This window comes from Streptacidiphilus pinicola (assembly GCF_003258295.1).
Lineage (GTDB): Bacteria > Actinomycetota > Actinomycetes > Streptomycetales > Streptomycetaceae > Streptacidiphilus > Streptacidiphilus pinicola.
Genome location: NZ_QKYN01000127.1, coordinates 25,858 through 52,725 on the forward strand (window position 1 = coordinate 25,858; position 26,868 = coordinate 52,725).

General features: G+C 72.1%; 20 protein-coding genes and 1 pseudogene. 3 read left to right on the top strand and 18 right to left on the bottom strand.

Annotated features, from left to right (window positions below):
* Positions 1-17 precede the first annotated feature (17 nt).
* From DN069_RS29575 to DN069_RS29635, 14 genes and pseudogenes are all read right to left on the bottom strand, one after another.
* Positions 18-1,988 carry an acetolactate synthase large subunit gene (locus DN069_RS29575; protein ID WP_111506147.1) on the bottom strand — a complete coding sequence of 657 codons (1,971 nt, stop codon included), beginning with the start codon at positions 1,986-1,988 and terminating at the stop codon, positions 18-20.
* A 148-nt stretch (positions 1,989-2,136) separates the two neighbouring features.
* Positions 2,137-5,076, bottom strand: a complete 2,940-nt coding sequence (locus DN069_RS29580; RefSeq protein ID WP_243639895.1) for a putative bifunctional diguanylate cyclase/phosphodiesterase — start codon at positions 5,074-5,076, stop codon at positions 2,137-2,139.
* Between the two features lie 237 nt (positions 5,077-5,313).
* Entirely contained in the window at positions 5,314-6,225 is a 912-nt protein-coding gene (locus DN069_RS29585) for a 2-hydroxyacid dehydrogenase (protein WP_111506149.1), read from the bottom strand.
* A 28-nt stretch (positions 6,226-6,253) separates the two neighbouring features.
* On the bottom strand, positions 6,254-9,286 hold the full coding sequence (locus DN069_RS29590; protein ID WP_111506151.1) for a helix-turn-helix transcriptional regulator: 3,033 nt from the start codon (positions 9,284-9,286) through the stop codon (positions 6,254-6,256).
* Between the two features lie 18 nt (positions 9,287-9,304).
* Complete coding sequence (locus DN069_RS40415; RefSeq protein WP_165845698.1) at positions 9,305-9,475, bottom strand: hypothetical protein; 171 nt, start codon at positions 9,473-9,475, stop codon at positions 9,305-9,307.
* A gap of 187 nt (positions 9,476-9,662) precedes the next feature.
* Positions 9,663-11,174 carry an Asp-tRNA(Asn)/Glu-tRNA(Gln) amidotransferase subunit GatB gene (gene gatB / locus DN069_RS29595; protein ID WP_111506153.1) on the bottom strand — a complete coding sequence of 504 codons (1,512 nt, stop codon included), beginning with the start codon at positions 11,172-11,174 and terminating at the stop codon, positions 9,663-9,665.
* Positions 11,175-11,210: 36 nt separating this feature from the next.
* Positions 11,211-11,450, bottom strand: coding sequence for a hypothetical protein (locus tag DN069_RS29600; protein WP_111506155.1), 240 nt, complete (start codon positions 11,448-11,450; stop codon positions 11,211-11,213).
* Entirely contained in the window at positions 11,447-12,940 is a 1,494-nt protein-coding gene (gene gatA / locus DN069_RS29605) for an Asp-tRNA(Asn)/Glu-tRNA(Gln) amidotransferase subunit GatA (protein ID WP_424556339.1), read from the bottom strand. The genes DN069_RS29600 and gatA overlap by 4 nt, the downstream gene beginning before the upstream one ends.
* A gap of 5 nt (positions 12,941-12,945) precedes the next feature.
* Positions 12,946-13,242, bottom strand: a complete 297-nt coding sequence (gatC, locus tag DN069_RS29610; RefSeq protein ID WP_042385005.1) for an Asp-tRNA(Asn)/Glu-tRNA(Gln) amidotransferase subunit GatC — start codon at positions 13,240-13,242, stop codon at positions 12,946-12,948.
* 100 nt (positions 13,243-13,342) lie between these two features.
* Positions 13,343-13,765 carry a lasso peptide biosynthesis B2 protein gene (locus DN069_RS29615; protein ID WP_111506159.1) on the bottom strand — a complete coding sequence of 141 codons (423 nt, stop codon included), beginning with the start codon at positions 13,763-13,765 and terminating at the stop codon, positions 13,343-13,345.
* Positions 13,762-14,013 carry a lasso peptide biosynthesis PqqD family chaperone gene (locus DN069_RS29620; protein ID WP_111506161.1) on the bottom strand — a complete coding sequence of 84 codons (252 nt, stop codon included), beginning with the start codon at positions 14,011-14,013 and terminating at the stop codon, positions 13,762-13,764. Before DN069_RS29620 ends, DN069_RS29615 begins: the two co-directional genes overlap by 4 nt.
* Before the next feature lie 2 nt (positions 14,014-14,015).
* The gene (locus tag DN069_RS29625) at positions 14,016-15,833 is read right to left on the bottom strand and encodes a lasso peptide isopeptide bond-forming cyclase (RefSeq protein ID WP_111506163.1); all 1,818 of its coding nucleotides are present in this window, start codon (positions 15,831-15,833) and stop codon (positions 14,016-14,018) included.
* A 79-nt stretch (positions 15,834-15,912) separates the two neighbouring features.
* Positions 15,913-16,041, bottom strand: coding sequence for a lasso RiPP family leader peptide-containing protein (locus DN069_RS29630; protein WP_111506165.1), 129 nt, complete (start codon positions 16,039-16,041; stop codon positions 15,913-15,915).
* Between the two features lie 178 nt (positions 16,042-16,219).
* Positions 16,220-17,698: pseudogene (locus DN069_RS29635) on the bottom strand (putative bifunctional diguanylate cyclase/phosphodiesterase); the annotation flags it as partial.
* Positions 17,699-18,220: 522 nt separating this feature from the next.
* Between DN069_RS29635 and DN069_RS41060 the strand changes: the two are divergent.
* The gene (locus DN069_RS41060) at positions 18,221-19,861 is read left to right on the top strand and encodes an RHS repeat-associated core domain-containing protein (protein WP_243639899.1); all 1,641 of its coding nucleotides are present in this window, start codon (positions 18,221-18,223) and stop codon (positions 19,859-19,861) included.
* Positions 19,861-20,412, top strand: a complete 552-nt coding sequence (locus tag DN069_RS29645) for a HEAT repeat domain-containing protein (RefSeq protein WP_111506171.1) — start codon at positions 19,861-19,863, stop codon at positions 20,410-20,412. The genes DN069_RS41060 and DN069_RS29645 overlap by 1 nt, the downstream gene beginning before the upstream one ends.
* A 29-nt stretch (positions 20,413-20,441) precedes the next feature.
* Here the strand turns inward: DN069_RS29645 and ligA are convergent, their stop codons facing one another.
* The 3 genes from ligA to DN069_RS29660 are packed head-to-tail and all read right to left on the bottom strand — an operon-like array spanning position 20,442 to position 24,326.
* On the bottom strand, positions 20,442-22,607 hold the full coding sequence (gene ligA / locus DN069_RS29650; RefSeq protein WP_243639901.1) for an NAD-dependent DNA ligase LigA: 2,166 nt from the start codon (positions 22,605-22,607) through the stop codon (positions 20,442-20,444).
* 22 nt (positions 22,608-22,629) lie between these two features.
* Positions 22,630-23,640 carry a methionine synthase gene (locus tag DN069_RS29655; protein WP_111506175.1) on the bottom strand — a complete coding sequence of 337 codons (1,011 nt, stop codon included), beginning with the start codon at positions 23,638-23,640 and terminating at the stop codon, positions 22,630-22,632.
* Positions 23,637-24,326, bottom strand: a complete 690-nt coding sequence (locus DN069_RS29660) for an SDR family oxidoreductase (RefSeq protein WP_111506177.1) — start codon at positions 24,324-24,326, stop codon at positions 23,637-23,639. The genes DN069_RS29655 and DN069_RS29660 overlap by 4 nt, the downstream gene beginning before the upstream one ends.
* A gap of 102 nt (positions 24,327-24,428) precedes the next feature.
* Between DN069_RS29660 and DN069_RS29665 the strand changes: the two genes are divergently transcribed.
* Positions 24,429-26,303, top strand: a complete 1,875-nt coding sequence (locus DN069_RS29665) for an NAD-binding protein (protein WP_111506179.1) — start codon at positions 24,429-24,431, stop codon at positions 26,301-26,303.
* Here DN069_RS29665 and DN069_RS29670 read toward each other — a convergent pair.
* On the bottom strand, positions 26,246-26,812 hold the full coding sequence (locus DN069_RS29670; protein ID WP_111506181.1) for an LOG family protein: 567 nt from the start codon (positions 26,810-26,812) through the stop codon (positions 26,246-26,248). The two genes, DN069_RS29665 and DN069_RS29670, sit on opposite strands and share 58 nt — an antisense overlap.
* Positions 26,813-26,868: the final 56 nt, after the last annotated feature.

Here is a 26,868-nt window from a genome sequence, read left to right on the forward strand (position 1 = left end):
CGAAAGGCCCCTTCGTCTCAGTCGTTCTCGTCGCCGAAGTCCGGACGGACGTCGCGCGCGGCCAGGATCTCGTCGTTGCTGACGCCAGCCGGGACCATCGGCCAGACCATGGCGTCCTGGTGGACGATGAAGTCGATGACGACCGGCGCGTCGTTGAGCGACATCGCCTTCTCGATCACCGCGTCCAGGTCCTCGGGGCGCTCACAGCGCAACGCGTGGCAGCCCATCGCCTCGGACAGCTTGACGAAGTCCGGGATGCGGGTTCCCTGCCACGGGCCACTGTCCTCGCCCTCGGCGGAGCCGCCGTTGTTCCCGGCCGGGCCGTCGTGCAGGACGGTGTTGGAGTAGCGCTTGTTGTAGAAGAGCGTCTGCCACTGGCGGACCATGCCCAGCGAGCCGTTGTTGATGATCGCGACCTTGATCGGGATGTTGTTCAGCGCGCAGGTGACCAGCTCCTGGTTGGTCATCTGGAAGCATCCGTCGCCGTCGATCGCCCAGACCTCGGCGTCGGGGCAGCCGGCCTTCGCGCCCATCGCGGCCGGGACCGCGTAGCCCATCGTTCCGGCGCCGCCGGAGTTCAGCCAGGTGGCGGGCTTGTCGAAGTTGATGAACTGCGAGGCCCACATCTGGTGCTGGCCGACGCCCGCCGCGTAGATCGCGTCCGAGCCGACCAGCTGCCCGATTCGCTCGATGACCTGCTGTGGGCTGAGCATGCCCTCGGGGGCGGGCTCGTAGCCGACGGGGTAGGTCTTGCGCCAGGTGTTCAGCTGCTCCCACCACTGGCCGTAGTCGAAGCGCTGCTCGCCCGCCGCCTGGCCGGCGGCCTGCTCCTGCTGGACCGCGACGATCAGGTCCGCGATGATCTCGCGGGCGTCGCCGACGATCGGGACGTCCGCCGCGCGGTTCTTGCCGATCTCGGCCGGGTCGATGTCGGCGTGGACGACCTTGGCGTGCGGGGCGAAGGTGTCCAGCTTGCCGGTGACCCGGTCGTCGAAGCGGGTGCCCAGCGCGAACAGCAGGTCGGCCTTCTGCAGCGCGGTGACCGCGGCGACCGAGCCGTGCATGCCCGGCATGCCCAGGTGCTGGTCGTGGCTGTCCGGGAAGGCGCCCAGGGCCATCAGCGTGGTGACGACGGGCGCGCCGGTCAGCTCGGCCAGGATGCGCAGCTCGGCGGTGGCGCCGGCCTTCAGCACGCCGCCGCCCACGTAGAGGACCGGGCGCCTGGACGCGGCCAGCAGGCGTGCGGCCTCGCGGATCTGCTTGGCGTGCGGCTTGGTCACCGGGCGGTAGCCGGGCAGCTGCGTCTCGACCGGCCAGCGGAACACCGTCTGCGACTGCAGCGCGTCCTTGGCGATGTCGACCAGGACCGGGCCGGGGCGACCGGTGCCCGCGATGTGGAACGCCTCGGCGATCACGCGCGGGATCTCGTCCGGGTCGGTGACCAGGAAGTTGTGCTTGGTGATCGGCATCGTGATGCCGCAGATGTCCGCCTCCTGGAAGGCGTCCGTGCCGATCGCCTTGGAGGAGACCTGGCCGGTGATCGCGACCATCGGGACGGAGTCCATGTACGCGTCCGCGATCGGCGTCACCAGGTTGGTGGCCCCCGGGCCGGAGGTCGCCATGCAGACGCCGACCTTGCCGGTCGCCTGCGCGTAGCCGGTCGCGGCGTGGCCCGCGCCCTGCTCGTGACGGACCAGGATGTGGCGCACCCGGGTCGAGTCCATCAGCGGGTCGTAGGCCGGGAGGATCGCGCCGCCCGGGATGCCGAAGACGGTGTCCGCGCCGACCGCCTCGAGAGAGCGGATGAGCGACTGGGCACCGGTCATCGGTTCGGGGCCCGCGTGCTGCGGGACGGGCGCTGCTGCCTGCTCGGTCATCTGCTGTTCCTTCGTGGCTGCTCGGACTTCTCGGAGGGGGATCTCTAGGGCGGTTCGCGCTGCGCCGGCTGCCTCACGGCAACAAAAAACCCCTCGTGCCCGTGCGGGCATGCGAGGGGTAGCGCGTCGGCCTGGTCAGCTCGGGAGTTGACTCCCGGCTCAGCCGACGCGCCCGCCAAGTACGAGAATTCGGGTGCGCATGCTGACGACCATCCTCCGACGCCCAGGGGAGTGTCAAGCTCACTCGTTTCGTGTCTCATCATGCGGAATCATCCTCGGACGTCCTGGCATTCGCCAGGAGCAGTTCCTGCAGTTCATCCTCCCTCATCGGCGGCGCGAAGTGCAGCCCCTGGCCACGTGAACAGCCGAGATCCCGCAGGATCCGGGCCTGCTCGGCGCGGTCCACGCCGTCGGCGACGGTCTCCAGCCCGAGCTCCCGGCCGATCCGCAGCACGGTCGAGGCCAGGGTGCGCAGGAACGCCGAGTCGAGCAGCCCGTCGACGACGCCGCGCTCCAGCTTGAGCGCGTCCACGGGCAGCCGGCGCAGCTCGCTGAGCGGCGTCGCGCCGCCGCCCAGCCCGTCCAGGACCAGGCCGACGCCGAGCTGCTTGAGCCGCCCGAGCCGCTGCACCAGCTCGTCGACGCCGTGGGCCCGCCCGTCGGGGAGGCCGCCCGGACCGCTCTCGCCGAGCTCCACCACCAGCCGGGTGGCGGGCAGGCCGCAGCGCCGCAGCGCCGCCTCCGCGGCCTCGACCAGCCCCGGCGCGGTGAGCGCGCGCGGTGAGAGCCGGACCGTGACGGGCAGCGCGCCGCCGCGCCGGGCGGCCTGCTGGACGGCATGCTCGACCATCCAGCGGGCCAGCCGCAGCGCGCGCTCCCCGCCGCCGGCGGCGTGCAGGAACTCCGCCGGGGTCAACAGCAGGCCCTGCGCGGAGCGCCAGCGGGCCTGCGCGGCCAGGCCGCTCACCGTGCCGCCGCGCAGCTCGACGATCGGCTGGTGGACCAGGGTGAACTCGCCCTCGCGCACCGCGACGCGCAGCCGCTGGTCCAGCTCGGTGCGACGGCGCAGCTCACTGCGCAGCTCCGGCGAGTACTCGTGCACCCGGTCCTTGCCGCGCTTCTTCGCCTGGTACATCGCCAGGTCGGCGCTGCGCAGCAGCTCGGCCGCGCCCTCGGGCCCGGCGCCCGCCTCGGCGAACGCGATGCCGATGCTCGCGGCGACCGTGTGCTCCTCGCTGGCGACCGCGTAGGGCGCCGAGACCGCGACGCGCAGCCGCTCGGCGATGCCGAAGGCCCGCTCCCGGTCGACCTCGCCGACCAGCAGCACCGCGAACTCGTCGCCGCCGAGCCGGGCGACGGTGTCGCCCTCGCGCACCGACTCGCGCAGCCGCTGCGCGGCCACCACCAGCAGCTCGTCGCCGACCTGGTGGCCGGCGGTGTCGTTGACGGCCTTGAAGCCGTCGAGGTCGACGAAGAGCACGGCCACGTCGGGGCGGCGCTCGGCCCTGGTGGTGAGCGCCTCCCGGCCGCGCTTGAGGAACAGCGCCCGGTTGGGCAGCCCGGTCAGCGTGTCGTGGAACGCGTTGTGCTCCAACTGCGCCTGCAGCCGCACGCGTTCGGAGACGTCACGACAGTTGAAGATCAGCCCGTCCCGGTAGCGGTTGACGGTGGACTCCACGTCCAGCCACTCCCCCGCGCCCGAGCGGACCCGGCACTCGATCCGCGCGGTCGGCTCCGTCGTCGTGCCGTGGGCCGGGGCCTTGGCGAGGTAGCGCTGCACCTCCCACAGCACGTGGCCGAGGTCGTCCGGGTGGACCATCTCCGGCAGCCGGGTGCCGACCAGCTCCTCGGCCGGGCGCCCGTAGACGCCCGCGGCGGCCGGGCTGACGTAGCGCAGCACGCCGTCCGGATCGGCGATCATGATGACGTCGCTGGAGCCCTGCACCAGCGAGCGGAAGTGCCGCTCCTGGTGGCTCAGCCGCTGCGCCAGCGCCAGGTTGTCCAGCAGCATCACGCCCTGACGCAGGATCAGCGCGATGACGACGGTGCAGCTGACGATGAGGACGAAGCGGTCCAGGTGGTGCTGGCCGAGCGCGTTGTAGAGCAGGCCGACGGTGCAGACGCCGGTGGCGGCGTAGGGCGTCAGCGCGCTGAAGGTGGACGCCACCCGCGGCCGCCGCACGGACTCGCGGGTGAGCGCGCGGCCCCCGCCCGCCCAGGGCGCCCAGGCCAGCAGCATCGAGCCGCAGAACCAGCCGGCGTCCAGCAGTTCGCCGGAGTGGTAGGCGTCCTTGAACGACTGGCTGGTGAAGACCGCGTCGCAGACCACCGTCAGGGCGAGACCCACGGTGGCCGTGTGCGCCGCCGCGCGGTTGCCGTCCTGGCGGCGGAAGCGCAGGCCGAGGACCATGCTGATGAGCAGGATGTCCAGCAGCGGGTAGGCGAGCCCGACCGCCAGCCGCAGCGGGCTGTGCTGGTCGCCGGAGGCGGTCCTGGCCAGCGCGAGCGACCAGCTGAGAGTCAGCAGCGAGCCGGCGATCAGCCAGCCGTCCAGCGCCAGGCAGAGCCAGCCGGCGGCGTTGCGCGGCCGCTTGGACAGCATCAGCAGCCCGAGGATGGCGGGCGGGGCGAAGAAGAGGAAGACGAAGTCGGCGATCGAGGGCGACGGCAGCGACTGGCCGAGCACGCACTCGTACCAGCCCCAGATGCCGTTGCCGAGCGCGACCATCAGCGAGCTCAGCCCGAAGCAGAACCAGGCGCCGCGGTGCCGCCCGCCGGAGAGCAGGCCGTAGCCGAAGCAGGAGAACGAGGCGGTCAGCGCGGCACCGGCCAGGCCGAAGTCGCCCATGAAGTCGGCCAGCCCCGGCGACCCCCAGCCGTAGGCCGCCCCCGCGAGGTAGAGCAGGCACACGAGCATCGCGAGTATCCGCGGCAGCCGGGCCGCGGCCTGGGAGAGCCGGAGTGGCTCGTGTGCGGTCACGTCGTGGCCCGCCGCGTCCGGCGACGGCGGCCCCGCGACGAGGTCGTCGGGGTGCTCCTGCTCCATCAGGTCGCTCTCGCCGTAGGCGAACGGCGAGGCGGCGGATCTGCCGTGCTCCTCGTCCGGCCAGGCCTGGCCGGACCGCGCGGACCGGCCAGGCTGGCCGGGCAGCAACCCCTCGGTGGTCAGTTCGGTCGTGCTCAGCTCAGTGCTCAGCATGGGCAATCCCCCTCCGGCCCCGGGCGTGATCGGACCAGCGGGGCGGACAACTCCGTACCGGTTCTCCCGGTCGGGAACCTACACCACAGTCGTCACTCAGAGACATGCACACTCAACTCAGAGTAATGGCGACCGTCGAGGTAGCTGTACCCGATTCGGACGAAAGCGTCCGGTGCTGCTGCGCAGGAAGGGGGTGCCCTGGGCGCACGCCGGGGGCGCACGGACGCGCGGTGCGCGTCAGCTCAGGTCGCCGAAAGGCTCACCGCGCTCGTAGCGGAGGATCTGCTCGCGCAGGATGCGCTTGGCCCGAGGCAGGAACGCACTGCTGGGCCCGCCGACATGAGGCGTGATCAGCACGCCGGGGGCGAGCCAGAGCGGGTGGTCCGCCGGCAGCGGCTCCGGCTCCGTGACGTCCAGCGCGGCCCGCAGTCGCTGCATGGTCAGCTCCTTGAGCAGGGCCTCGGTGTCCACGACGGGCCCGCGCGCCACGTTGACCAGCAGCGCCCCGTCCTTCATCCGGGAGAGGAACCCCGCGTCGACGAGGTGACGGCTCTCAGGGGTGAGCGGCGTCAACAGGACGACGACGTCGGCGGACGGAAGCAGAGCCGCCAACTCGTGTGCGCCGTGCACCTCCTCCTCGGGGCGCGCGCGACGTGCGACGCGGACCACGTCGCACTCGAAAGGCCGCAGACGTGCGTCGAGCGCGCGGCCGATCGAGCCGTACCCGAGGATCAGCACGCGCTTGTCCGCGAGGGACTGATGGAACTCCTGGCTCCAGCGGCCCTGGTCCTGCAGCCGGGTGAAGTGTGGGATCCCGCGCAGCGAGGCCAGGATCAGCGTCACCGCCAGCTCGGCGGTGCTGGCGTCGTGCAGCCCGCGCGCGTTGCACGCGGCGACCCCGGCGGGCACGTGCGGCAGCACGTCGTCCATCCCGGCGGTCAGCGTCTGCACCACCTTGAGCGCCGGCAGGCGCGGGATCACCGACAGCGCGGCGGCGTGCCGCATGTACGGCAGGCAGAAGAACTCCACCCCCGCCAGCTTCTCGTCCCCGGGCAGCGGCCCGTCCCCGTCCCACACCAGGGCGTCGAGTCCGGCGGGCAACCCGCCGATGGCGTCAGGAGCGTACGGGAGCAGATAGCGAGCACTCATGCCTCGACCTTAGCCACGCTCGCACCCCTTAGCGGGTGGCAACGAGCCGTAGGCGGTGGGCGACCGCGGCGGCTTCGCCGCGGCCGGTGACGTCGAGCTTGGCGAGGATGTTGGAGACGTGGACACTCGCCGTCTTCGGGGAGATGAAGAGCTCCTCCGCGATCTGGCGGTTGGTGCGGCCCAGGGCGAGGAGCTTGAGGACGTCCTGTTCGCGCGGGGTGAGGTGGAAGGTCTCGTCGTCCTCCTGCTGCGTCGCCGTCGTCGGCGGCGCGAGCCGGGCGCGGCCGGTGAGGGCCTGGAGGTCGTCGAGGAGGAGCTGGTTGCCCTGCTTGCGGGCGAGTTCGCCGGCAAGCAGGGCGGCCTGGGCCGCCTCCGCGCGGTCGCCCTCGGCGGCCAGGGACTCGGCGAGGCGGAAGAGGGCCAGGCCGCGGGGGAAGGGGCACTCCAGCACGGCGAGGGCGTCGGTCGCACGACGCCAGTGCGCGGTCGTCACCGTCCCCTCCGCGCGGGCGAGTTCCGCGTCGAGGACGGCCTGCCAGCCGGCGTACAGCGGGAGCTCGACGGTGAGGCCCGTGGCAGTGCACCGGATCCGGTCGAGGATCTCGGCCTGGCCGGGGGCCATCGTGGGCAGTCGGCGGGCGTCCGCCTCCACCGCCGCGCCGGCGGCCAGCAGGGCCCACCAGCTGCGGTCGTGGCCCTCGGGGCGGCCGCGGTCCAGGACCGAGACGAGCTCCGCGCGGGCCTCCGCGTACCGGCCCTGCGCCGCGGCGATCCGCATGGCCAGCAGCGACGTCGGGACGTACTTCTGCGGCTGCCACAGCACGCCCACCCGCCGGACCTCGGCGAGATGCTCGGCCGCGCCCGCGACGTCGCCGCGCAGCAGCGCGATCTCGCCGCGCAGCCGGTGCATGAAGTCGCGGTGGGCGCGCTGGCCGGACCAGTCGGGCTCCTCGGCGAGCAGCCGCTCCGCCTCGTCGAGCTCGCCGAGTGAGATCAGCGGCTCGGCGAGGTTGCCGAGGATGATCGTGCCGGAGTAGCCGGTCATGCCGTTGGCGCGGATCATCGCCAGGCCGGTGCGGGCCACCTCGGCGGCCTCGCGGGAGCGGCCCTGGGTCTCGTGGTGGCTGGAGAGGTTGGTGTAGACGCGGCTCAGCAGGTTCACGTCGCCGGCGGCCTCCGCACGCTCGCGGATCTGCGCGAGCAGCGCCGCGCCCTCCTCCAACTCGCCGAAGGAGCAGTGCAGCATGCCCAGCGTCAGCTGCGCGTGCAGCTTCAGCGACGCGGCGCCGACCTGCTCGGCGATCTCGACGGCGCGCCGGGCGCAGTCCAGGTGCTCCCGGCCGGGGATGCCCAGCATGCCGTCCAGGGCCTGACGGTGCAGCAGCTCGGCGAGGACCGCCGACGGCTTGCGGCCCTCCAGAAGGCCGAGGGCTTCCAGCATCTCCTTGTCCGGCCGGGCGCCGACGTCGTAGCTGAGCGCGTGGGCGCGGGCCAGCATGAACCAGACGGCGCGCTCAGGGGACTTCTTCTCGTCGATCAGGCGCAGCGCGCGCTTGGTGTAACGCAGGCTGCGGTCGGTCTCGCCGCTGAAGCGGGCGGCGACGGTGGCCTCGGCGAGCAGGTCGACCAGCTGGATCGCGCTGCAGTCGCCCGCGCAGTCACAGCCGCCCTCACAGGAGCAGGCCGGATAGCTCTCGTCGGCGTGGTCGTAGTCGCGCAGCGTGTCGCGGACCTCCGCCGGGACGTCCTCCCACAGCTCCAGGGCCCGGTCGAGCATCCGCAGCTGCTCGGCGAAGGCGTTGCGACGGCGGGCCTCGCGGCCGGCGTCGAGCACGGCGGGGACGGCGCGGGCCGCGTCGTGGGAGCAGTACCAGTAGCCGGCCAGGCGGGAGGCGCGCTGGTCGGTGGAGACGAGCGTGGGGTCGGCCTCGAGCGCCAGCGCGTAGCGGCGGTTGGCGCGGGTGACCTCACCGGGCATCAGGTCGTCGGAGACGGCCTCACGGACCAGGGCGTGGCGGAAGCGGTAACCGTCCCCGTCCGAGGTCTGCTGGATGATGTTGGCGCCGACGGCGGTGCGCAGCGCGTCGATCAGCTCGTCCTCGTCGAGGGTGCCGGTCGCCTCGACGACCGCGGCGAGCAGGCCGTGCTCGACGCGGGAGCCGCCCTGGGCGAGGAGGCGCAGCATCGTCTGGGTGGTCTCGGGCAGCGTCTCGATGCGGACCAGCAGCAGGTCGCGCAGCGTCTCGGTGAGGCCGGTGCGACACCCCTGCTGGGAGGCGACCGCGAGCTCCTCGACGAAGAACGGGTTGCCCTCGGAGCGCTTGAAGATCTGGTCGACCAGCTCGGCCTTGGGCCGGTCCGGGCTGAGGATGCCGGCCAGCTGACGGGCCACCTCGCGGCGCGCGAGGCGCGGCAGTTCCAGCCGCTGGACGGTGCGCAGCCGCTCCAGCTCGGCGAGGTAGGGGCGGACCGGGTGGCGCCGGTGCAGGTCGTCGCTGCGGTAGGTGGCGAGCAGGACCAACCGCGCCCGGTGCAGGGTGCGGATCAGGTAGGCGAACAGCTCGCGGGTGGACCGGTCGGACCAGTGCAGGTCCTCGACGGCCAGGACGAAGGTCCGGTCCGCCGCCAGCTGCTCGAAGAGCTGCGTGGTGTGCTCGAAGAGGCGGGCGCGGGCGTACTCGTCGTGGGCCTCGGGCGGGGCCTCGCCCATGTCCGGCAGCAGCCGGGCGAGGCTGCTCTCGCGTCCGACGGCGGCGGCGTCCAGCTCGGGGCCGATGGCCCGGTGCAGTCGGCGCAGGATCGTGGCGAAGGGCGCGTAGGGCAAGCCCTCCGCGCCCACCTCCAGGCAGTTGCCGACCACGGCCGTGGACCCCCGTGCCACGGCCGTGGCCTCGAACTCCTCAAGCAGCCTGGACTTGCCGACCCCTGCTTCTCCCCCGATCAGCAGGACCTGCGGTTGCCCCCCGTCGGCGCGCTCCAGCGCGTCGGTGAGGGCGGCCATCTGCGATCCGCGTCCGATGAACACGGGACTGACTGATATCCGCTCCACGTTCGGCAGCATCGCACACGACCCCGCTGATCAGCACGCATTTAGCGCGCCGGCCGAGGAGCTCGCCCGCCCTCGGGGCCGACGGCGGTCACTCTCCCTCCGGGCCTTGTTCGCGCGTCGTACCTCGCGGACGAGACGCTCGTGCTCGGCCTGGGCGATGAGCTCGTTGGTGCGGCTGACGATGAACTGGTACTCGAACATCTTGGCTCTCCCCTGTGGGTGGGCTGTCTCCCTGACAACCTCTAATTTCCTCTCCCAGGGGGGTGCCCGGCATCGGGCGCATGCCTGATCTTGGGCGCTCAGGAGGTCTTAGAAACGAAGGACCGCCGCCCTGAGTACACCTAAGTACTCAGGGCGGCGGTCCGTTCGGGCTAAGACGTCTTACTGCCTACTCCGGAGTGACGCCGAGCTTCTCGAAGATCAGCTCCTTGACGCGGGCGGCGTCGGCCTGACCGCGCGTCGCCTTCATGACCGCGCCGACCAGCGCGCCCGCCGCGGCGAACTTGCCCGAGCGGATCTTGTCGGCCACGTCCGGCTGGGCCGCCAGCGCCGCGTCGATCGCGTCGCCGAGCGCGGAGTCGTCGGAGACGACGGCCAGGCCGCGCTTGGCGACGACCTCGTCCGGCTCGCCCTCGCCGGCCAGCACGCCCTCGATGACCTGACGGGCCAGCTTGTCGTTCAGCTTGCCCTCGGCCACCAGCGCCGAGACCTTGGCCACCTGGGCCGGGCTGATCGGCAACGCGGCCAGCTCGACGCCGTCCTCGTTGGAGCGGCGGGCCAGCTCGCCCAGCCACCACTTACGGGCCTGGTCGGCCGGGGCACCGGCGTCGATCGTGGCCAGGATCAGGTCGATGGCACCGGCGTTGAGCGCGGACTGCATCTCGGTGGCCGAGATGCCCCACTCCTCCTGCAGACGCTGACGCCGCACCCGCGGCAGCTCCGGCAGCTCCCCGCGGAGCTGCTCGACCCACTCGCGCGAGGGCGCGACCGGCACCAGGTCGGGCTCGGGGAAGTAGCGGTAGTCCTCCGCCTCCTCCTTGATCCGGCCCGAGGTGGTGCTGCCGTTGTCCTCGTGGAAGTGACGCGTCTCCTGGACGATCGTGCCGCCGTCGTCGAGCACCGCGGCGTGGCGCTGGATCTCGAAGCGGGCGGCGCGCTCGACGCTGCGCAGCGAGTTGACGTTCTTCGTCTCGCTGCGGGTGCCGAACTTGGTCGCGCCCTTGGGCATCAGCGACAGGTTGACGTCGCAGCGCATCTGGCCCATCTCCATGCGGGCCTCGGACACGCCGAGGGCACGGATGAGCTCACGCAGCTCCGCGACGTACGCGCGGGCGACCTCGGGCGCGCGGTCACCGGCGCCCACGATCGGCTTGGTGACGATCTCGATCAGCGGGATGCCGGCCCGGTTGTAGTCCAGCAGCGAGTACTCCGCGCCGTGGATGCGGCCGGTGGCACCGCCGACGTGGGTGGACTTGCCGGTGTCCTCCTCCATGTGGGCGCGCTCGATCTCCACGCGGAAGACCTCGCCGTCCTCCAGCTCGACGTCCAGGTAGCCGTTGAAGGCGATCGGCTCGTCGTACTGCGAGGTCTGGAAGTTCTTCGGCATGTCCGGATAGAAGTAGTTCTTCCGGGCGAAGCGGCACCACTCGGCGATCTCGCAGTTGAGCGCGAGACCGATGCGGATCGCGGACTCCACGCCGGTCGCGTTGACGACCGGCAGCGAGCCCGGCAGACCCAGGCAGGTCGGGCAGACCTGGGTGTTCGGCTCCGCGCCCAGCGCGGTCGAACAACCGCAGAACATCTTGGTCTTGGTTCCCAGCTCGACGTGGACCTCAAGGCCCATCACCGGGTCGTACGAGGCGAGAGCCTCCTCGTACGGGACCAGGTCAATGACGCTCACTAAGGCGTCCTTTCGGGGTAAGGCTTGCGGTCTTGGTCAGTCGGCGAGGACGTCGTTCTTGGCCAGCTGGCGCAGCTCGCGGACGAGCAGCAACGTGCTCGTGACCAGGGCGAGCGCACCGACCGCGGCGTTGATGAGCTTGAGGGTGTCCGCCTCGGAGCGGGCCTTCTTCAGGTCCTTGACGATGCCGAAGGCACCGAAGGCGCTGCCGCCGATGCCCAGCATCAGGCCCGGCTTGGAGTGCTTGAAGCCCTTTGCCGTCTCGAGCTTGCTCATAGTGCCGGTGCCTCCTCCAGCAGGGGGTGTCCCCACTTGTCGTTGAGAGCCGCCTCGACCGCCGCACCCACGCGGTACAACCGGTCGTCGGCCAGCGCGGGCGCGATGATCTGCAGGCCGACCGGGAGATTGTCCTCCGGGGCCAGGCCGCAGGGCACCGACATGGCCGCGTTGCCGGCCAGGTTCGACGGAATGGTGCACAGGTCCGCCAGGTACATCGCCATCGGGTCGTCGGCGCGCTCGCCGATCGGGAAGGCGGTGGTCGGCGTGGTCGGGGAGATCAGCACGTCCACGTCCGCGAACGCGCGGTCGAAGTCGCGGGTGATCAGCGTCCGGACCTTCTGCGCCGAGCCGTAGTAGGCGTCGTAGTAGCCCGAGCTCAGCGCGTAGGTGCCGAGCATGATGCGGCGCTTGACCTCGGGACCGAAGCCGGCCTCGCGGGTCAGCGCGGTGACCTCCTCGGCCGAGCGCTCGCCGTTGTCTCCGACGCGCAGGCCGTAGCGCATGGCGTCGAAGCGGGCCAGGTTGGAGGAGCACTCGGACGGCGCGATCAGGTAGTACGCCGGGAGCGCGTAGGTGAAGGACGGGCAGGAGATCTCGACGATCTCCGCACCGAGGCTGCGGAGCAGCTCCACCGACTCGTGGAAGCGCTGCATCACGCCGGCCTGGTAGCCCTCGCCGCCGAACTCCGTGACGACGCCGACACGCATGCCCTTGACGTCCGCCTGCCGCGCCGCGGCGACGACCGCCGGGACGGGGGCGTTGATGGACGTCGAGTCCATCGGGTCCCAGCCGGCGATGGCCTCGTGCAGCAGGGCCGCGTCGAGGACGGTGCGGGCGCAGGGGCCGCCCTGGTCCAGCGAGGAGGAGAAGGCGATCAGGCCGTAACGCGAGACGCTGCCGTAGGTCGGCTTCACGCCGACCGTGCCGGTGACGGCGCCCGGCTGACGGATCGAGCCGCCGGTGTCGGTACCGATCGCCAGCGGCGCCTCGTACGCGGCGAGCGCGGCGGCGGAGCCACCACCGGAACCGCCGGGGATCCGGGAGAGGTCCCACGGGTTGCCGGTCGGGCCGTAGGCCGAGTTCTCGGTGGAGGACCCCATGGCGAACTCGTCCATGTTGGTCTTGCCGAGGATCACCACGCCCGCCTCCTTGAGGCGGCGGGTCAGGGTCGCGTCGTACGGCGGGCGCCAGCCCTCCAGCATCTTCGAGCCGGCGGTCGTCGGGATGCCCTTGGTGGTGAAGACGTCCTTCAGCGCGAGCGGCACGCCGGCCAGCGGGCCGAGCTCCTCGCCCGCGGCGCGCTTGGCGTCCACGGCGCGGGCGGCCTCGAGCGCGCCCTCGGTGTCCACGTGGAGGAAGGCGTGCACCTTCTCGTCCACGGCGCCGATGCGGTCCAGGTGCGCCTGCGCGACCTCGACGGCGGAGACCTCGCCGGAGGCGATCGCGTTCGCGGTCTGGGCCGCGGTGCTGCGGATCAGGTCAGTCACGTTTCTCAGTCCTCCCCGAGGATCTGGGGGACACGGAAGCGCTGCTCTTCCGCGGCGGGCGCGGCGGCCAGCACCTCGTCCGGACGGAGCGAGGGACGGACCTCGTCGGCGCGCATGACGTTCGTCAGCGGCAGCGGGTGCGAGGTCGGCGGAACGTCTTCGGCGGCGATCTCGCTGACGCGGGCGACCGCGTCGACGATGTCGTTCAGCTGCTCGGCGAAGTGGTCAAGCTCTTCGCTCTTGAGCTCCAGCCGCGACAGCCGGGCGAGGTGGGCGACCTCCTCGCGCGTAATGCCAGGCATGCAGCGATCCTCTGATGGGTGAAGGAAACGGACCTGGCCGAGTCTATTGACACGGAGGTGTCCCCATCCTACGGAGGTCCGGCGCCCGCCCGCAGCCGCGTTAGCGGCCGGCGCGTGGTGCCACGCTGAGCAAGGGGCGGAAGAAGCCCGCCGGGTGGGGTTCGCCCACGGGCTCGTCGTCGACCTGGATCCAGGCGTGGGCGGCGAAGGGGTGGGTGCGCACCCCCGTGCACCAGGTCGGCCAGCTGCCGCGGGCACGGCAGAGCAGCGCGGCGGCGATCGAGCGTTGGAGACAGTTGTTGCCCGCGCAGCGCATGCTCACGGAAACCACGTCCTCGCGGGCGCGCAGCGCCTGCTCCGCGCTCGCGGGCCTCGCCCCGCGGCGGGTGAACTCCAGGACCGTGCGCAGCTTCGCGGGCTTGACCCGCGCCAGGAGGCGGGCCGCGCCGACGGCGAGCAGCGGAAGGGGTCGGCGCCACAGCGGGAGGACCGCCCGGGCGTCCAGGGACATCTGCACGCTCATGGCAGCACCAGCTCCGCCGAGGCCAGCTGCGCCAGAACCGCCTTGACGTCGTCCTTGGCCCGCTCCGCGGCGACGCCGTGGGCAGTGGCGAGGGCGGTGGCGACCGCGGACGGCGCCTGGCCGCCGAGGAGGCCGTGGAGGACCTCCCGACCCGTCAGGTTGAGCTGGAAGTAGCGTCCGGTCCGGCCGTGCAGCAGGACGGTGCCGTCGTCGGTGTCGGTCATGGTGACGTCGGGATGGAGCCGCATGATCAGTCCTCAGGGCCGGAACGGGGGAGCGCGCGGAGCCAGGTCTCGCAGCCGACGAGGCTCTCCAGCGCCTGGACGGCGCTGTTGTCGGCCTGCGGGCCGGTGAGCCGGACGCGCAGGGCCGCCGGGTCGAGCAGGCCGCGGGCGGCCAACTGCGAGTCGGGGCCGAGCAGATCGAGCAGCGCGGGCAGGTGGGCGCGCAGGCCGCGCCGCACGTCCTCGCCGAACTCGCCCTTGGTGGCGCGGGTGCGGACCCGCTCGGGGACGATGCCGCGCATCGCCTCCGCCAGCAGCGGCTTGAAGCGCCACGGGCCGGCGTGCTCCTCGGGACGCACCCGCAGGACCGCCTCGACGACCCGGTCGTCGAGACAGGGCGCGTCGAGGGCGATGCCGCGCTCGGCGTAGAGGTCGCCGAGCAGGCGGTAGGTGCTGGTGTTGGAGCGGATCACGACCAGCGTCTGGTGTGAGCCGAGGTCCCGCGCGAGCGGCTCGGCGGTCTCCGCGGTGCGGCGCAGCGCCGCCCGGGCGAGGTCGGCGCCGGCCGGGGTGACCCAGCCGGGGGCGCGGATCGGTCCGAGGCCCCAGCCGAGGGCGGCGCGGCGCAGCGGCGGGCGCGGTTCGGTCAGCGCCTCGGCCTCACCGGCCCACCAGTCGGCGAACGAGCTCGGGCGCAGCAGTTCGGCGAGCGTGGCTCGCATGGGCCAGCGCCGTAGGGCGACGTGGGCGCGCAGGTGCCGCAGTGCGGTGAGCGGGCGGCGGCGCAGCAGCGGATGCAGGTAGCCGGGCATGGGCGAGAACAGCTCGTCTCCGCCGTGGCCGGACAGGTGCCGGACGGAGCCGTGTTCGGCCAGCAGCTCGGCGGTACGCCGGATCCGCGCGGTGGCGCGGGTGAGCGGGCTCGGCATTTCCGCGCTCACCGGAATTCCGGAATCGGCGAACATGTCCGGGAGCTCGCCCTGCGCGACGACGAGGTGCTCGGCCCGGTCGAGTTCCTTTGTCGCGAATTCCGCGAAAACGGTGTCGTCGTTTCCGCTGTCCGCCTCACCCCAGCGGAATGTGAGGATTTCGGGGTCCGCCCGGGCCGCGAGAAAGCAGATGGAACTGGAATCCAGTCCGCCGGAGAGATCGGCGCTGAGCCTTCCCTTTTCTGGTGACTTTCCCGCAGTCGCCGCCGACAGGGCGCTGCGCACCGCCTCGGCCCCCGCGGAAAGCGACAGTTCGGGTGCGGGCGGCTGCCACCAGCGGAGCTCGCCGAGGGTGTCGGCGTCCCACTCCAACGCGTGGTCCGGCGCGAGCGCGGAGACGCCCGACCAGAGGCTGCGGGCGTTCGCGGGGTAGGGCAGCTGCAGTCCGCAGACCACGCGGAGCGCGAGCGCCTCCTCGTCCAGGCCTGCTCCGGTGAGCGTGGCGAGCAGGTCGGCGCGGTCGGTGGCGACGGCGACGCCGCCCTGCCGGGCATGGAAGAGGCGGCGCAGTCCGGAGGCGCTGCCCTGGAAGCGAGACCAGTCCGGCAGCGAAACGCCCAGGTGACAGCTGCCGCGCAGGCCGGCGAGGACACGTGCGGCGTCGGCCGGGCCGCTGATCCGGCCGGCGAGCTCGGTCAGCCGGGAGCGGCTGACGGGAAGGTCGCCGACGACCGCGAGCCGCACCGGGCCGGCCTCGGCCATCGTCAGCGCCTCCACCGGCCAGTGGCCGAGAAGCCAGGGACGCCCGGAGGCGTGGGCGACGACGCGGGCGCCCTCCAGCAGGGGACGCGGAAGGCGCGGGAGGAGGTGCTCGGCCTGCGGCCGGTCCGGCAGGACCACGAACCCGGATCTCATGCTGCTTCCACCGTTTTCGGATCGACCGCGGACCGGGCCCGAAAAAAGCCCGGCCCGCAGCAAGGATCAGCTCGACGAATCAGTAGATCATGTTGAAGAACCAGTCCGGGACATTGCCCCAGCCGCCGAGGGTGTCCTCATTGAACTCACCGACCTCGACCAGAGCCGGTGCCATGTACTCGTTCGACTGCTCGGTGCTCTCAGCCATGGGAGCCTCCCAGATCCGAATCCGCCTTGACAAACCCCGGGAATTCCCGAGGGCGGGCCCGAATCTAGCATGTACACGCTCAGCGGTTAAGTGATCCACGTCACGCGATTTTCGGCCACGAATTCAGGCCGATTTCGTACGACAAGGTTTAGGTACGGATTGGCTGAATCGTGCCGGGTCAGCGCTGGTGCGGCGCGGTGACTCGGCTGCGCAGCCAGGCGGTGGCCTGGTCGGCCGGCATGGCCTTGGAGACCAGCCAGCCCTGGACGGCGTCGCAGCCCATGCCCTGCAGGCGCTTCCACGTCTCGTCGTCCTCGACGCCCTCCGCGACGACCGTCAGGCCGAGCGAGTGCGCGAGCTGGACGCTGCAGAGCACCACGGCCGCGTCGTGGTCGTCGGCGACCATCCGACTGACGAAGGAGCGGTCGATCTTCAGCTCCGCGACCGGCAGGCGGCGCAGCCGGACCAGCGAGGAGTAGCCGGTGCCGAAGTCGTCCAGCGACATGCCGACACCGTGGCCGCGCAGCTCCTCCAGCGTCTCGGCGGCCCGCTGGCCGTCCTCCAGCAGCAGCCGCTCGGTGATCTCCAGCTGCAGCGCGCCGGCCGGCACGCCGTACCGCTCCAGCCGCCCGGCGACGCCCGCGGCGAAGCCGGGACGGAGCACATCCCGCGGGGAGATGTTGACCGCGACGGGCACCTCGATGCCGTCCGCGCGCCAGCGGGCGAGCTGGGAGACCGCGGCCTCCAGCACATAGTCCGTCAACTGCGGCATCAGGCCGCTGGATTCGGCGAGCCCGACGAACTCCTCGGGGCTGACCGGCCCGCGGTCGGCGCGGGACCAGCGCACCAGCGCCTCCAGGCCGACGACGCTGCCGTCGAAGGCGACCTTGGGCTGGTAGTGCACCTGCACCTCGCCCTGGTCGAGCGCGCGGCGTAGCTCGCCCAGCAGGCCGAGGCGGAGCGGGGTGTCCTCCTCCTGGCCCGGCTGATAGAGCGTCACCCCGGCGCGGCTGCGCTGCGCGTGGACCATGGCGATGTCGGCGCGGCGCAGCAGCGACTCGGCGTCCGGGGCGTGGTCGGGCAGGACCGCTATGCCGGTGCTGGACTCCAGGATCAGCTGCAGGCCGCCGAACTGGATCGGTGCGGCGACCTCGGCCGCGAAGGCACGCGCGAGCCCGAGCAGCGCGCCGGACTCCTCCGGCGGCTCGGGCACCAGCACGGCGAACTCGTCCCCGCCGAGGCGCGCCACGAGCGCGCCGGTGTCGAGCGCGAGGGACTGCAGCCGTTGCGCGACCTGCACCAGCAGGCGGTCGCCGGCGAAGTGGCCCAGGGTGTCGTTGAGGGAGCGGAACCGGTCCAGGTCGATCAGCACGAGCGCGCTCCGGGCGCGCACCGTGGCCGCCTGCATCGCCGCGAGGTGCAGCGCGGCGCGGTTCGGCAGCCCCGTCAGCTGGTCGGTCACCCCCTCCCGCACCCGCTGCCGCCCGAACCACCAGGCGGCGAAGAGCACGGCGATGGGCACGCCGAAGAGTGGCAGCAGCGCGGGCGAGTGCCGCGCCACCACATCGGCCAACGGCACCAAGGGCGCCGCCCCGGCGAAGCCAACGCCGAGGAACACCGCCGCCCGGACGGCGAACCCGGCACGGTCAGGACCCAGCACTGACCGAGGCGTGCGCTCCATCGGTTTTCCTCTTGCTCCCCGGTCGCCCGGATGGGCCGCACAGGACGTACGGACCGACAGGATCGGGCTACCTCCAGCCTAGGCTGACTGCCCCTCGCGAGAGTGGCAATCAGCGGAGCTGTGACCGAGCGGTGTCCTCAGCCGATGGAATAATGACCTGATTACTCCCCTATGCCCGACAGCAGGGTGAGTAAAGAAACATGACAGACCACCACGGACCGCACCCACGGCGCGACTCCGCGTCACCTGACGCAGGGTCACCCCGCGCGGTGGCCCGCCGCCAACGCACCGCTGATAGCGTGCCCCTGACAGTCGGCGCACGGGGTCGTTCGGTGAGTCAGATCGCGCATGCCTTGGCGGAGGCGGCCCGAAAGGCCGGCCAGGGGCTCGCCAGGGACTTCTCGTCTGACGACCACGCGCTACGCCTACGACGCACACGGACGACTGGTCGAGGCTGACTCACCGGCCTCGGGAAAGCTCGCCCGGACCTTCGACGCGGTGGGCAGGCTGCTCAACGAAACGGTCGACGGCCGCACCCTCCGGTTCGGATACGACGCTCTCGGCCGTCCGACGCACCGTAGGACGCCGCGAGGTCATGGCACCGCCTGGTCCTATGACGACGCCGACCGGCCCGTACGGGTCGACTGCACGGGCGGCACCCTCGACTTCGCCTACGACGAGGCGGGACGCGAGCTGCGGCGCGTCCTGGCCGGCACGCTCAAGCTCACCAGCGACTGGGACGAGCGGGACCGGCTCATCAGCCAAACGCTGACCGCCGCCGGCAGCGGCCCCGACCGTCCGCTCCAGAGGCGACGCTGGAACCGGCGCCCGGACGGGCACCTGATCGGCGTCGACGAACAGACGGGCACGGCACGGTCGTTCGACCTGGACGCGGTCGGCCGGGTCACCGCGGTCCACGCCGAGGGTTGGTCCGAGCGCTACGCCTACAACGGCGCGGGTGACGTCACCGACGCCTCCTGGCCCGCCACAGCAGCCACGCGGGCAGCCGAAGGGCCACGCGAGTACGCCGGCAGCCGCCTGCTGTCCGCCGGGCGAGTACGTTATGAGCACGACGCGGCAGGCCGGGTGACGTTGCGCCAGGTGACCCGTCTCTCCCGCACGCCGGACAACTGGCGCTACCGCTGGAACGCGGAGGACCAGCTCACCGAGGTCACGACCCCGGACGGGACAGTCTGGCGCTACCGCTACGACCCGCTCGGTCGCCGCAGCGCGAAACTGCGCGTCGGCGCGGACGGTGCGACGGTGGTCGAGCGCACCGAGTTCACCTGGGACGGCGCAGTCCTGTGCGAACAGACCACCGAGGCCGACTACCTACCGGGTTCGCACACCCTGTCCTGGGACCACGACGGCTTCACGCCGCTCGCCCAGACCGAGACCATCACGGCGCAGGAGCGTTCCGATCGGCGCTTCTTCGCTATCGTCACCGACCTCGTCGGCACTCCGACCGAGCTGATCGACACCGGGACGCAGACCATCGCCTGGCGCGCGACCAGCATGTTGTGGGGCAATACGACCTGGCCGGCCGACAGCACCACCTACACCCCGCTGCGCTTCCCCGGGCAGTACTTCGACCCGGAGAGCCGCCTCCACTACAACGTCAACCGCTACTACGACCCCGAGACCGCCCGCTACACCTCGCCCGACCCGCTCGGTCTGCTCCCCGGCCCCAACCCGTGCGGCTACGTGGGCAACCCGCATGCGTGGACGGACCCGCTGGGGCTCTCGCCACACCCCCACGACGAGGATCCGGAGGTCTTCTACCGGGCCATGAGCGAGAAGGAGTACCGCCAGCTCGGGCCCAAGGGCGAGATCACCGTGAAGGGGACGGAGAACTTCGTCACGCAGTCCCGCGAGTACCTCCAGGGCTTGCGTGACCGCTTCACCAGGCGCGGCGGTCGAAACGCCGAGAAGTACACCATCCTGATGCGGTACGAAATGGCTCCCGGCACCCGCGACGCGATGGTCGCGGCGGGCAAGCTGCCCGAGGACATAGGCTCGGACATCAACGCCATCCACCTGAAGAGCGAGCGCGGCTCGGACACGTTCGGCCTGCGGCCAGGCTCCGTGGGGGTGTTCAACTCCAACATTCTGAAATCCGAACGAATGGATGACTGGTGATGCAGGACGGACCGTCTCCTGAGCTCGACGACCTGCTGCTCGCCGGCTACTTCACGCCGGAGCGGGCCGCGGAGCTCGACGCGGCGCAGCCCGGTACCCGGGGCTCCGTGCTCGGCTGGGCACGCGAGGCGCTCGCGGCGGGGAACTGGGCCCGGGCCGGTGGGCTCGTCAACCTCGCGGCTGCCCTGAGGGTGCCCGGTCTCGGCGAACTGCTGTGTGGGCTCGTCGAGACCGGGGATGTCCGCCCCGGCGGGCCCAACCTCGAGGACGCGGTGGACATCCTCGGCGAGCTCCAGGACGAGCAGGCTGTCGGCCCGCTGTTCCGCCTCGTACAGCGGGTGGTCGAGGCCGGCACCGATGCGCCGGCGTTCTGGCTCTGCCAGAAGGCCGTCTTCTCTCTCGCCGAGATCGGCACGGACGAGGCCGATGCCCGCCTCATCGAACTGACCGGTGAGGCGTGGCCCGGCCCGGTCCGCTGGCACGCCGCGGTCGCCCTGGGCGTCGAGGACGAGCTCGGATTCGACGAGGACGAGCTCCTCAACGAGCGCTGAGGCCGGGGACGGTCAGGGCTGCTCCCCCGCTACTCCTCGACCGGCAGCGCGGCCTCCCGGGCCGCGTCCGGGCCCTGCTCCAGGAGGACGGCGAAGCCGGCGTCGTCGAGGATGGCGAGCTTGAGCTGGACCGCCTTGTCGTACTTGGAGCCCGGGTTGTCGCCGACCACGACGAAGTCGGTCTTCTTCGACACCGAGCCGGTGACCTTGGCACCGCGCGACTGGAGCGCGTCCTTGGCGCCGTCACGGGTGTGGTCGGCGAGGGTGCCGGTGACCACCACGGTCAGCCCCTCCAGCGGCCGCGGGCCTGAATCCTCCTCGGAGACCTCGTCGACGAAGCGGACGCCTGCGGCGCGCCACTTCTCGATGATCTCCCGGTGCCAGTCCTCGGCGAACCAGTCGGCGACGGCCTTGGCGATGCCGGGGCCCACCCCTTCCACCCCGGCCAGCTCCTCCTCGCTGGCGTTGGCGATGCGGTCCAGGTCGCGGAACTCCCGGGCCAGCGCCTGCGCCGCGACGGGACCGACCCGGCGAATGGAGAGGGAGTTGAGAACCCGCCAGAGCGGCTGCCTCTTGGCCGCCTCCAGGTTCTCCAGCAGCTGGGTGGTGGTCTTCTTCGGCTGTCCGGCAATCGTCGCGAAGAAGGAGACAACCTTCTGCTCGCCCGTCTCCTCGTCGATCTTGGGCAGACCCGTCTTCGCGTCCCGGACGAGCGCCTTGATCGGCAGCAGGTCCTCGACGGTCAGATCGAACAGGTCGCCCTCGTTCTCGATCGGCGGGGTCGTGGGCTGCAGCGGCTGGGTCAGCGCGACTGCGGCGACATAGCCCAGGTGCTCCACATCCAGGCCCTCGCGGCTGCCGAGGAAGGCGACCCGCTCACGCAGCTGGGCCGGGCAGTGGCGAGCGTTGGGGCAGCGCAGATCCTTGTCGCCCTCGGTCAACGGGCGCAGCTCGGTGCCGCACTCGTGACAGTGCGTCGGCATGACAAAGGGGCGCTCCGAGCCGTCGCGCAGCGCGACGACCGGGCCGAGGATCTCCGGGATGACGTCGCCGGCCTTGCGGATGACGATGGTGTCGCCGATCAGCACGCCCTTGGCCTTCACCACGTCCTGGTTGTGGAGCGTGGCGTACTGGACCATCGAGCCCGCGACCTTGACCGGCTTCTCCAGCACCGCGTACGGCGTGGCCCGGCCGGTGCGGCCGATCCCGACGAGGATCCGATCGAGCTTGGCGTTGACCTCCTCCGGCGGGTACTTCCAGGCGATGGCCCAGCGCGGCGCACGAGAGGTGGAGCCGAGACGTCCCTGCAGCGCGATCTCGTCCACCTTGATCACGACGCCGTCGATCTCGTGCTCGACGCTGTGGCGCTGCTCCCCGAAGCGCTTGATGAACTCCTTCACCTCGTCGAGCGTGCTCACGACGGCGTTGTGCCGCGCGGTGGGCAGCCCCCACGACCGCAGCAGGTCGTAGGCGTGCGACTGGCAGTCGATGTCGAAGCCACGACGGGCGCCAATGCCGTGCACGATCATGTGGAGCGGGCGCTGGGCGGTGACCGACGGATCCTTCTGGCGCAGCGAACCGGCCGCGGAGTTGCGCGGGTTCATGTACGGCTCCTCGCCGGCGGCAACCCGGGCGATGTTGAGCGCGTCGAAGTCCTCGATGGGGAAGTAGACCTCGCCGCGGATCTCCACGAGCTCCGGCGGGTTCTCCCCTGCCAGCCGGTTCGGGATCTCCTTGATGGTGCGGACGTTGGCAGTGATGTCGTCGCCGACGCGACCCGTGCCGCGCGTCGCCGCGCGGACCAGCACGCCGTTCTCGTAGGTGAGGTTGACCGCGAGCCCGTCGATCTTCAGCTCGCACAGGTAGTGGAACTCCAGGCCGGCCAGGTCGCGCTCGACCCGCTCGGCCCAGGCATCCAACTCCTCGTCATTGAAGGCGTTGTCCAGGCTGAGCATCCGCTCCAGGTGCTCCACCTTGGAGAAGTCCGCTGTCGCCTCACCGCCGACGGTCTGCGTCGGGGAGTCCGAGGTGCGCAGCTCGGGGAACCGCTCCTCGATCCCCTCCAACTCGCGCATGAGGAGGTCGAACTCGCCGTCGCTGATCGTCGGCGCGTCCTGGTTGTAGTACCGGTTCCGGTGCTCCTCGATCTCCTGGGCAAGCTGCGCGTGCCGAGCGCGGTCCTCTTCCAACGACACTGCGTTCCACCCCTCACTCAGGTCACTCGGGATTGTCGGCCAGGCTCTGCGCCGCGATGACGCTGTGTGACAACGCGGCGCGCGCGTAGGACGGGGACGCCCCCGCCAGGCCGCAGGTGGGGGTGACCACGACGGAGCGCGACAGCAGCGCGGGGGCCAGGCCCAGACGCCGCCACAACGTCCTCACACCACTGACACTACCGGCCGGGTCTGACAATTTGACGTCCGTGGAGGGCACGACACCGAGCAGGAGGACGGTGCCGCTTTCGACCGCCTCGCCGATCGCGTCGTCGTCACGCTCGGTCAGCATGGATGCGTCCAGCGAGACCGCCGCGGCGCCCGCGCGGCGCAGCAGTGGGAGGGGGACGGACGGCGCGCAGCTGTGGACGGCGACCGGCGCGTCGACGCCGTCGATCACGCCGCGCAGGATCTCCTCCCCCACGCCGCGGTCGACCGCGCGCAGGCGCTGCCAACCGCTGGCCGTCTTCACCTGGCCGGCCAGGACCGCCGGAAGGGAGGGCTCGTCGAGCTGCAGCAGCAGCTCCGCGCCCGGGATCCGGCGGCGGACCTCGGCGAGGTGGAGGCGCAGGCCCTCGGTCAGCGAGGCGGCGAGGTCGCGCACCGCGCCGGCGTCGGCCAGGGCCTTCTCGCCGCGCTGGAGTTCCACCGAGGCGGCCAGCGTCCACGGGCCGACCGCCTGGACCTTGAGCGGGCCGCGGTACTCCTGAGTGAACTCCTCCAGCGCGTCCAGGTCCTCGCCGAGCCAGGAGTGGGCGCGGCGGGTGTCCCGGCCGGGGTGGTCGCCGAGGCGCCAGCCGGAGGGCTCGACCCGGGCGTAGAGCTCGACCAGCAGGCCGAGGCTGCGGCCGATCATGTCGGCGCCGGGGCCCCGGGCGGGCAGCTCGGCCAGGTGCGGGAGCGCCTCCAGCGAGCCGGTGACGGTCTTGGCCGCCTCGCGGGCGTCCGTGCCGGGCATCGAGCCGACCCCGGTCGCGCCGGGTGCCGACAAGGACGGGAACGGGAGCGCGCTCATCGACCGGGCCGCACCGTCACGTCAGTGATCTCCGCGTCGCGCGGCAGGTCGATCGCCGTCAGCACGGCGGTGGCGACCGACTCCGGGGCGATCCACGCCTCGGCGTCGTATTCCCGGCCCTCCTGGGCGTGGACCTTGGCCTGCATCGGCGTCGCGGTGCGGCCCGGGTAGACGGTGGTGACCCGCACGCCCTGGCCGTGCTCCTCCTCCCGGAGCGCGTCCGCCAGCGCCTTCAGACCGAACTTGGACGCCGCGTAGACGCCCCACTCGGCGTTGGCGCGCAGGCCCGCACCGGAGTTGACGAAGACGACGTGGCCCTGCGAGACGCGCAGCGTCGGCAGGAAAAGGCGGGTCAGCTCGGCCGGGGCGAGCAGGTTGACGGCGAACGTCTCCTGCCAGACCTTGGGCGTCATGTCGCCGAGCGCGCCGAGCTCGACGACGCCCGCGACGTGCAGCAGCGAGTCGATCCGGTCCGGCTGCGGCTGGTGGCTGAAGGCCCAGCTGAGCCGGTCCGGCTGGGCGAGGTCTCCCACCAGCGTCCGTGCGCCGGGGAAGCGCTCGCGCAGTTCCGCCGCGCGGCGGGCGTCCCGGGCGAGCAGCCACAGCTCCTCGCCCCGCTCGTCGAGCTTCGCGGCGACGGCCGCGCCGATGCCGGAGCCGGCTCCGGTGATCACATGCGTTCCCATGGGTTCATGAGTACCACGCCCGAGACCCTGTTCCGTGCGCCACCATGGTGATCATCAGCGCAGACGCGGACACTGGCTGCGGAGACGAGGGACGGGGAGACGGTGCGGGACGAGGGCGCGCACACGGAGGCCGGATCGGACGCGGGGCCGGGCGACGCGGCGAACGAGGAGCCGCGCGGGCACATGGTGGTGGTCGGCAACGACGCGCTGACCCAGCGTCTCGTCGGCGACCTGGCCAAGCTCTACCAGGAGCACGTGGTCGTCGTGGTGCCCGAGCCGCAGCAGGACCACGGGCCGCAACTGCTGGCGTTGCACCAGGAGTCGGGCCCGATCAGCGTCCTCGCCGGAGGCCGGCCCGACGAGGCGACACTGCGTCAGGCCGGTGTCGCCGACGCGGACGCGCTCGCGATCGTGCTCGACGACGACCAGGCCGTCACCGCCGCCGCGCTGACCGCGCGCAGCATCAACCCCACCGTCCGGCTGGCGCTGCGGGTGCACAGCAGCGCGCTCGGCAAGCGGCTGCAACGGCTGCTGGACCGGCCGGACGCGCCGACGAGCGTCGCCTCCGCCTCACAGACGGCCGCGCCCGCGCTGGTCTCCTCCGCGCTGCCGGACCAGGCGCAGGTGATCGCGGTCAACAGCGGCACCTGCACCGTCGTCTCCAAGGAGCTGTCACCGGAGGCGACCGCGTTGCCCGCCGGCCCGGACATCCCGATCGCGGTGCTGACGGAGGCCGAGGGAACGCTGCTGCCCGACCCGGAGAGCTGGGTGCCGCCGCAAGGCGAGCGCGTCACCGTGGTGGGGCTGCGGCACCACCAGGAGCCGCCCGCGCCGCAGGGCCCGGCCGCCTGGACGCGGGTGATGTCGGTGCTGCGCGCGTTCGTCTCGCGCAAGCTGCAGGTCGCCGCCGCCGGACTGTCCGCGGTGGTGGCCCTGTTGACGGTGCTGACCTGGCAGTTGACCGGCACCAACCTCGGCATGTCGCTCTACCTGGTGCTGCTGGACCTCTCCTCGGCGGGCAACCCGGCCTTCGGGCAGCCGCTGGCCCGTCAGGTGCTGCAGATCGTCACCATGTTCACCGGGATGCTGATCCTCGGCCTGGTCGCCGCCGTCGTGCTGGACACCGTCGGCGCGGTCCGTCCGAACGACGGCCCGCAGCGGGTGTCGCGCACGATGAACAACCACATCGTGCTGATGGGCATCGGCAGCGCGGGCACCGCTGTAGTCTCCCGGCTCGCGGACATGCGGCGGCCGGTGGTGGTCGTCGAGCGCAATCCGAACGCCCGCAACCTCGCCGCCGTCCGGGCGCGCGGCGTGCCGGTCGTGCTGGGCGAGTTCACCCGCGACTCGGTCTGGCGGGCGGCGCGCGGCGACCGGGCCTCCGCGGTGATGGCGCTGACCAACAACGACAGCGCCAACCTGCAGGCGGTCCTCTTCGCCCGGGAACGCCGCCCGGACGTGCCGGTGGTACTGCGCCTCTTCGACGAGGGCTTCGCCCGGACCGTCTACAAGGCGCTCCGCGAGGCGCACCCCCACTCACGCACCCGCAGCCGCAGTGTCTCCTACCTGGCCGCGCCCGCCTTCGCCGCGGCGATGATGGGCCGCCGGGTGCTGGCCGCGATCCCCGCTCGGCGCGAGATCCTGCTGCTGGCGGAGGTCACCGTCGCCGAGGGCGACGAGCTGGCCGGGCGGTCCGTCACCGAGGCCTTCCGGCCGGGCGAGTGGCGTGTGGTCGCGGTCCGTCCACCCGGGCGCGGCCAGCACTTCGACTGGAGCCCCGCCGGGACGCACCCGCTCGGCGTCGAGGACCGGGTCATCGTCGTGGCCACCCGGGCCGGCCTCGGCCGCCTGCTGCGCCGCGCGGACGCGCCGGCCGCCGCCGCGCAGCAGCCCACCGCGCAGCGGCCGCGACTGCCGGCTCAGGCCGAGGCGGAGACCGCGTCGTCGGCAGAGCCGTCCACGGCTTCCTCGGCGTAACGCAGGGCCGTCGCGCCGTCGGGAGCGAAACGCACCAGCTCGTCCAGCGGGCGGGGCAGGAAGCCCTCCTGGTCCATCCGCCGCAGCTGGGTGCGCATACCGTCGTAGAAGCCGTCGGTGTCGAGCAGCACCACCGGCTTGTCGTGCAGCCCGTGCTTCTTGAGCTCCAGCACCTCGGTGACCTCGTCGAGGGTGCCCAGCCCGCCGACCAGCACGACGAGCGCGTCGGCGCGCTCCAGCAGCTGCGCCTTGCGCTCGGCCAGGTTCGCCGTGGTGACCAGCTCGTCCGCGCCGGAGTAGGCCTTGTGGGCCAGCATCTCCACCGAGATGCCGACCAGCTTCGCGCCCGCGGCCTTCGCCTCGTCCGCGACGACGCCCATCAGGCCCGCGAAGGAGCCGCCCCAGACCAGCGTGTGCCCGCGCTCGCCCAGCGCCCGCGCGAAGTCCCGGGCGGGCGCGGTGTAGCGGTCGTCGAGCGCGGCGGCGGAGCAGAAGACGGTGATGTTCATGCGGGTCCCCCCGGTCGTTCGGTGGTTCGGCGGTTCGATGGCTGAGCCGTCCGCGG

What these genes read in the sequence shown, in the direction of transcription:
- DN069_RS29575 (WP_111506147.1), bottom strand. Translation starts at nt 1,988, where the DNA reads ATGCCCGCACGGGCACGAGGGGTTTTTTGTTGCCGTGAGGCAGCCGGC.
- DN069_RS29580 (WP_243639895.1), bottom strand. Translation starts at nt 5,076, where the DNA reads ATGCTGAGCACTGAGCTGAGCACGACCGAACTGACCACCGAGGGGTTG.
- DN069_RS29585 (WP_111506149.1), bottom strand. Translation starts at nt 6,225, where the DNA reads ATGAGTGCTCGCTATCTGCTCCCGTACGCTCCTGACGCCATCGGCGGG.
- DN069_RS29590 (WP_111506151.1), bottom strand. Translation starts at nt 9,286, where the DNA reads ATGCTGCCGAACGTGGAGCGGATATCAGTCAGTCCCGTGTTCATCGGA.
- DN069_RS40415 (WP_165845698.1), bottom strand. Translation starts at nt 9,475, where the DNA reads ATGTTCGAGTACCAGTTCATCGTCAGCCGCACCAACGAGCTCATCGCC.
- DN069_RS29600 (WP_111506155.1), bottom strand. Translation starts at nt 11,450, where the DNA reads ATGAGCAAGCTCGAGACGGCAAAGGGCTTCAAGCACTCCAAGCCGGGC.
- gatC (WP_042385005.1), bottom strand. Translation starts at nt 13,242, where the DNA reads ATGCCTGGCATTACGCGCGAGGAGGTCGCCCACCTCGCCCGGCTGTCG.
- DN069_RS29615 (WP_111506159.1), bottom strand. Translation starts at nt 13,765, where the DNA reads ATGAGCGTGCAGATGTCCCTGGACGCCCGGGCGGTCCTCCCGCTGTGG.
- DN069_RS29620 (WP_111506161.1), bottom strand. Translation starts at nt 14,013, where the DNA reads ATGCGGCTCCATCCCGACGTCACCATGACCGACACCGACGACGGCACC.
- DN069_RS29625 (WP_111506163.1), bottom strand. Translation starts at nt 15,833, where the DNA reads ATGAGATCCGGGTTCGTGGTCCTGCCGGACCGGCCGCAGGCCGAGCAC.
- DN069_RS29630 (WP_111506165.1), bottom strand. Translation starts at nt 16,041, where the DNA reads ATGGCTGAGAGCACCGAGCAGTCGAACGAGTACATGGCACCGGCTCTG.
- DN069_RS29645 (WP_111506171.1), top strand. Translation starts at nt 19,861, where the DNA reads ATGCAGGACGGACCGTCTCCTGAGCTCGACGACCTGCTGCTCGCCGGC.
- DN069_RS29655 (WP_111506175.1), bottom strand. Translation starts at nt 23,640, where the DNA reads ATGAGCGCGCTCCCGTTCCCGTCCTTGTCGGCACCCGGCGCGACCGGG.
- DN069_RS29660 (WP_111506177.1), bottom strand. Translation starts at nt 24,326, where the DNA reads ATGGGAACGCATGTGATCACCGGAGCCGGCTCCGGCATCGGCGCGGCC.
- DN069_RS29670 (WP_111506181.1), bottom strand. Translation starts at nt 26,812, where the DNA reads ATGAACATCACCGTCTTCTGCTCCGCCGCCGCGCTCGACGACCGCTAC.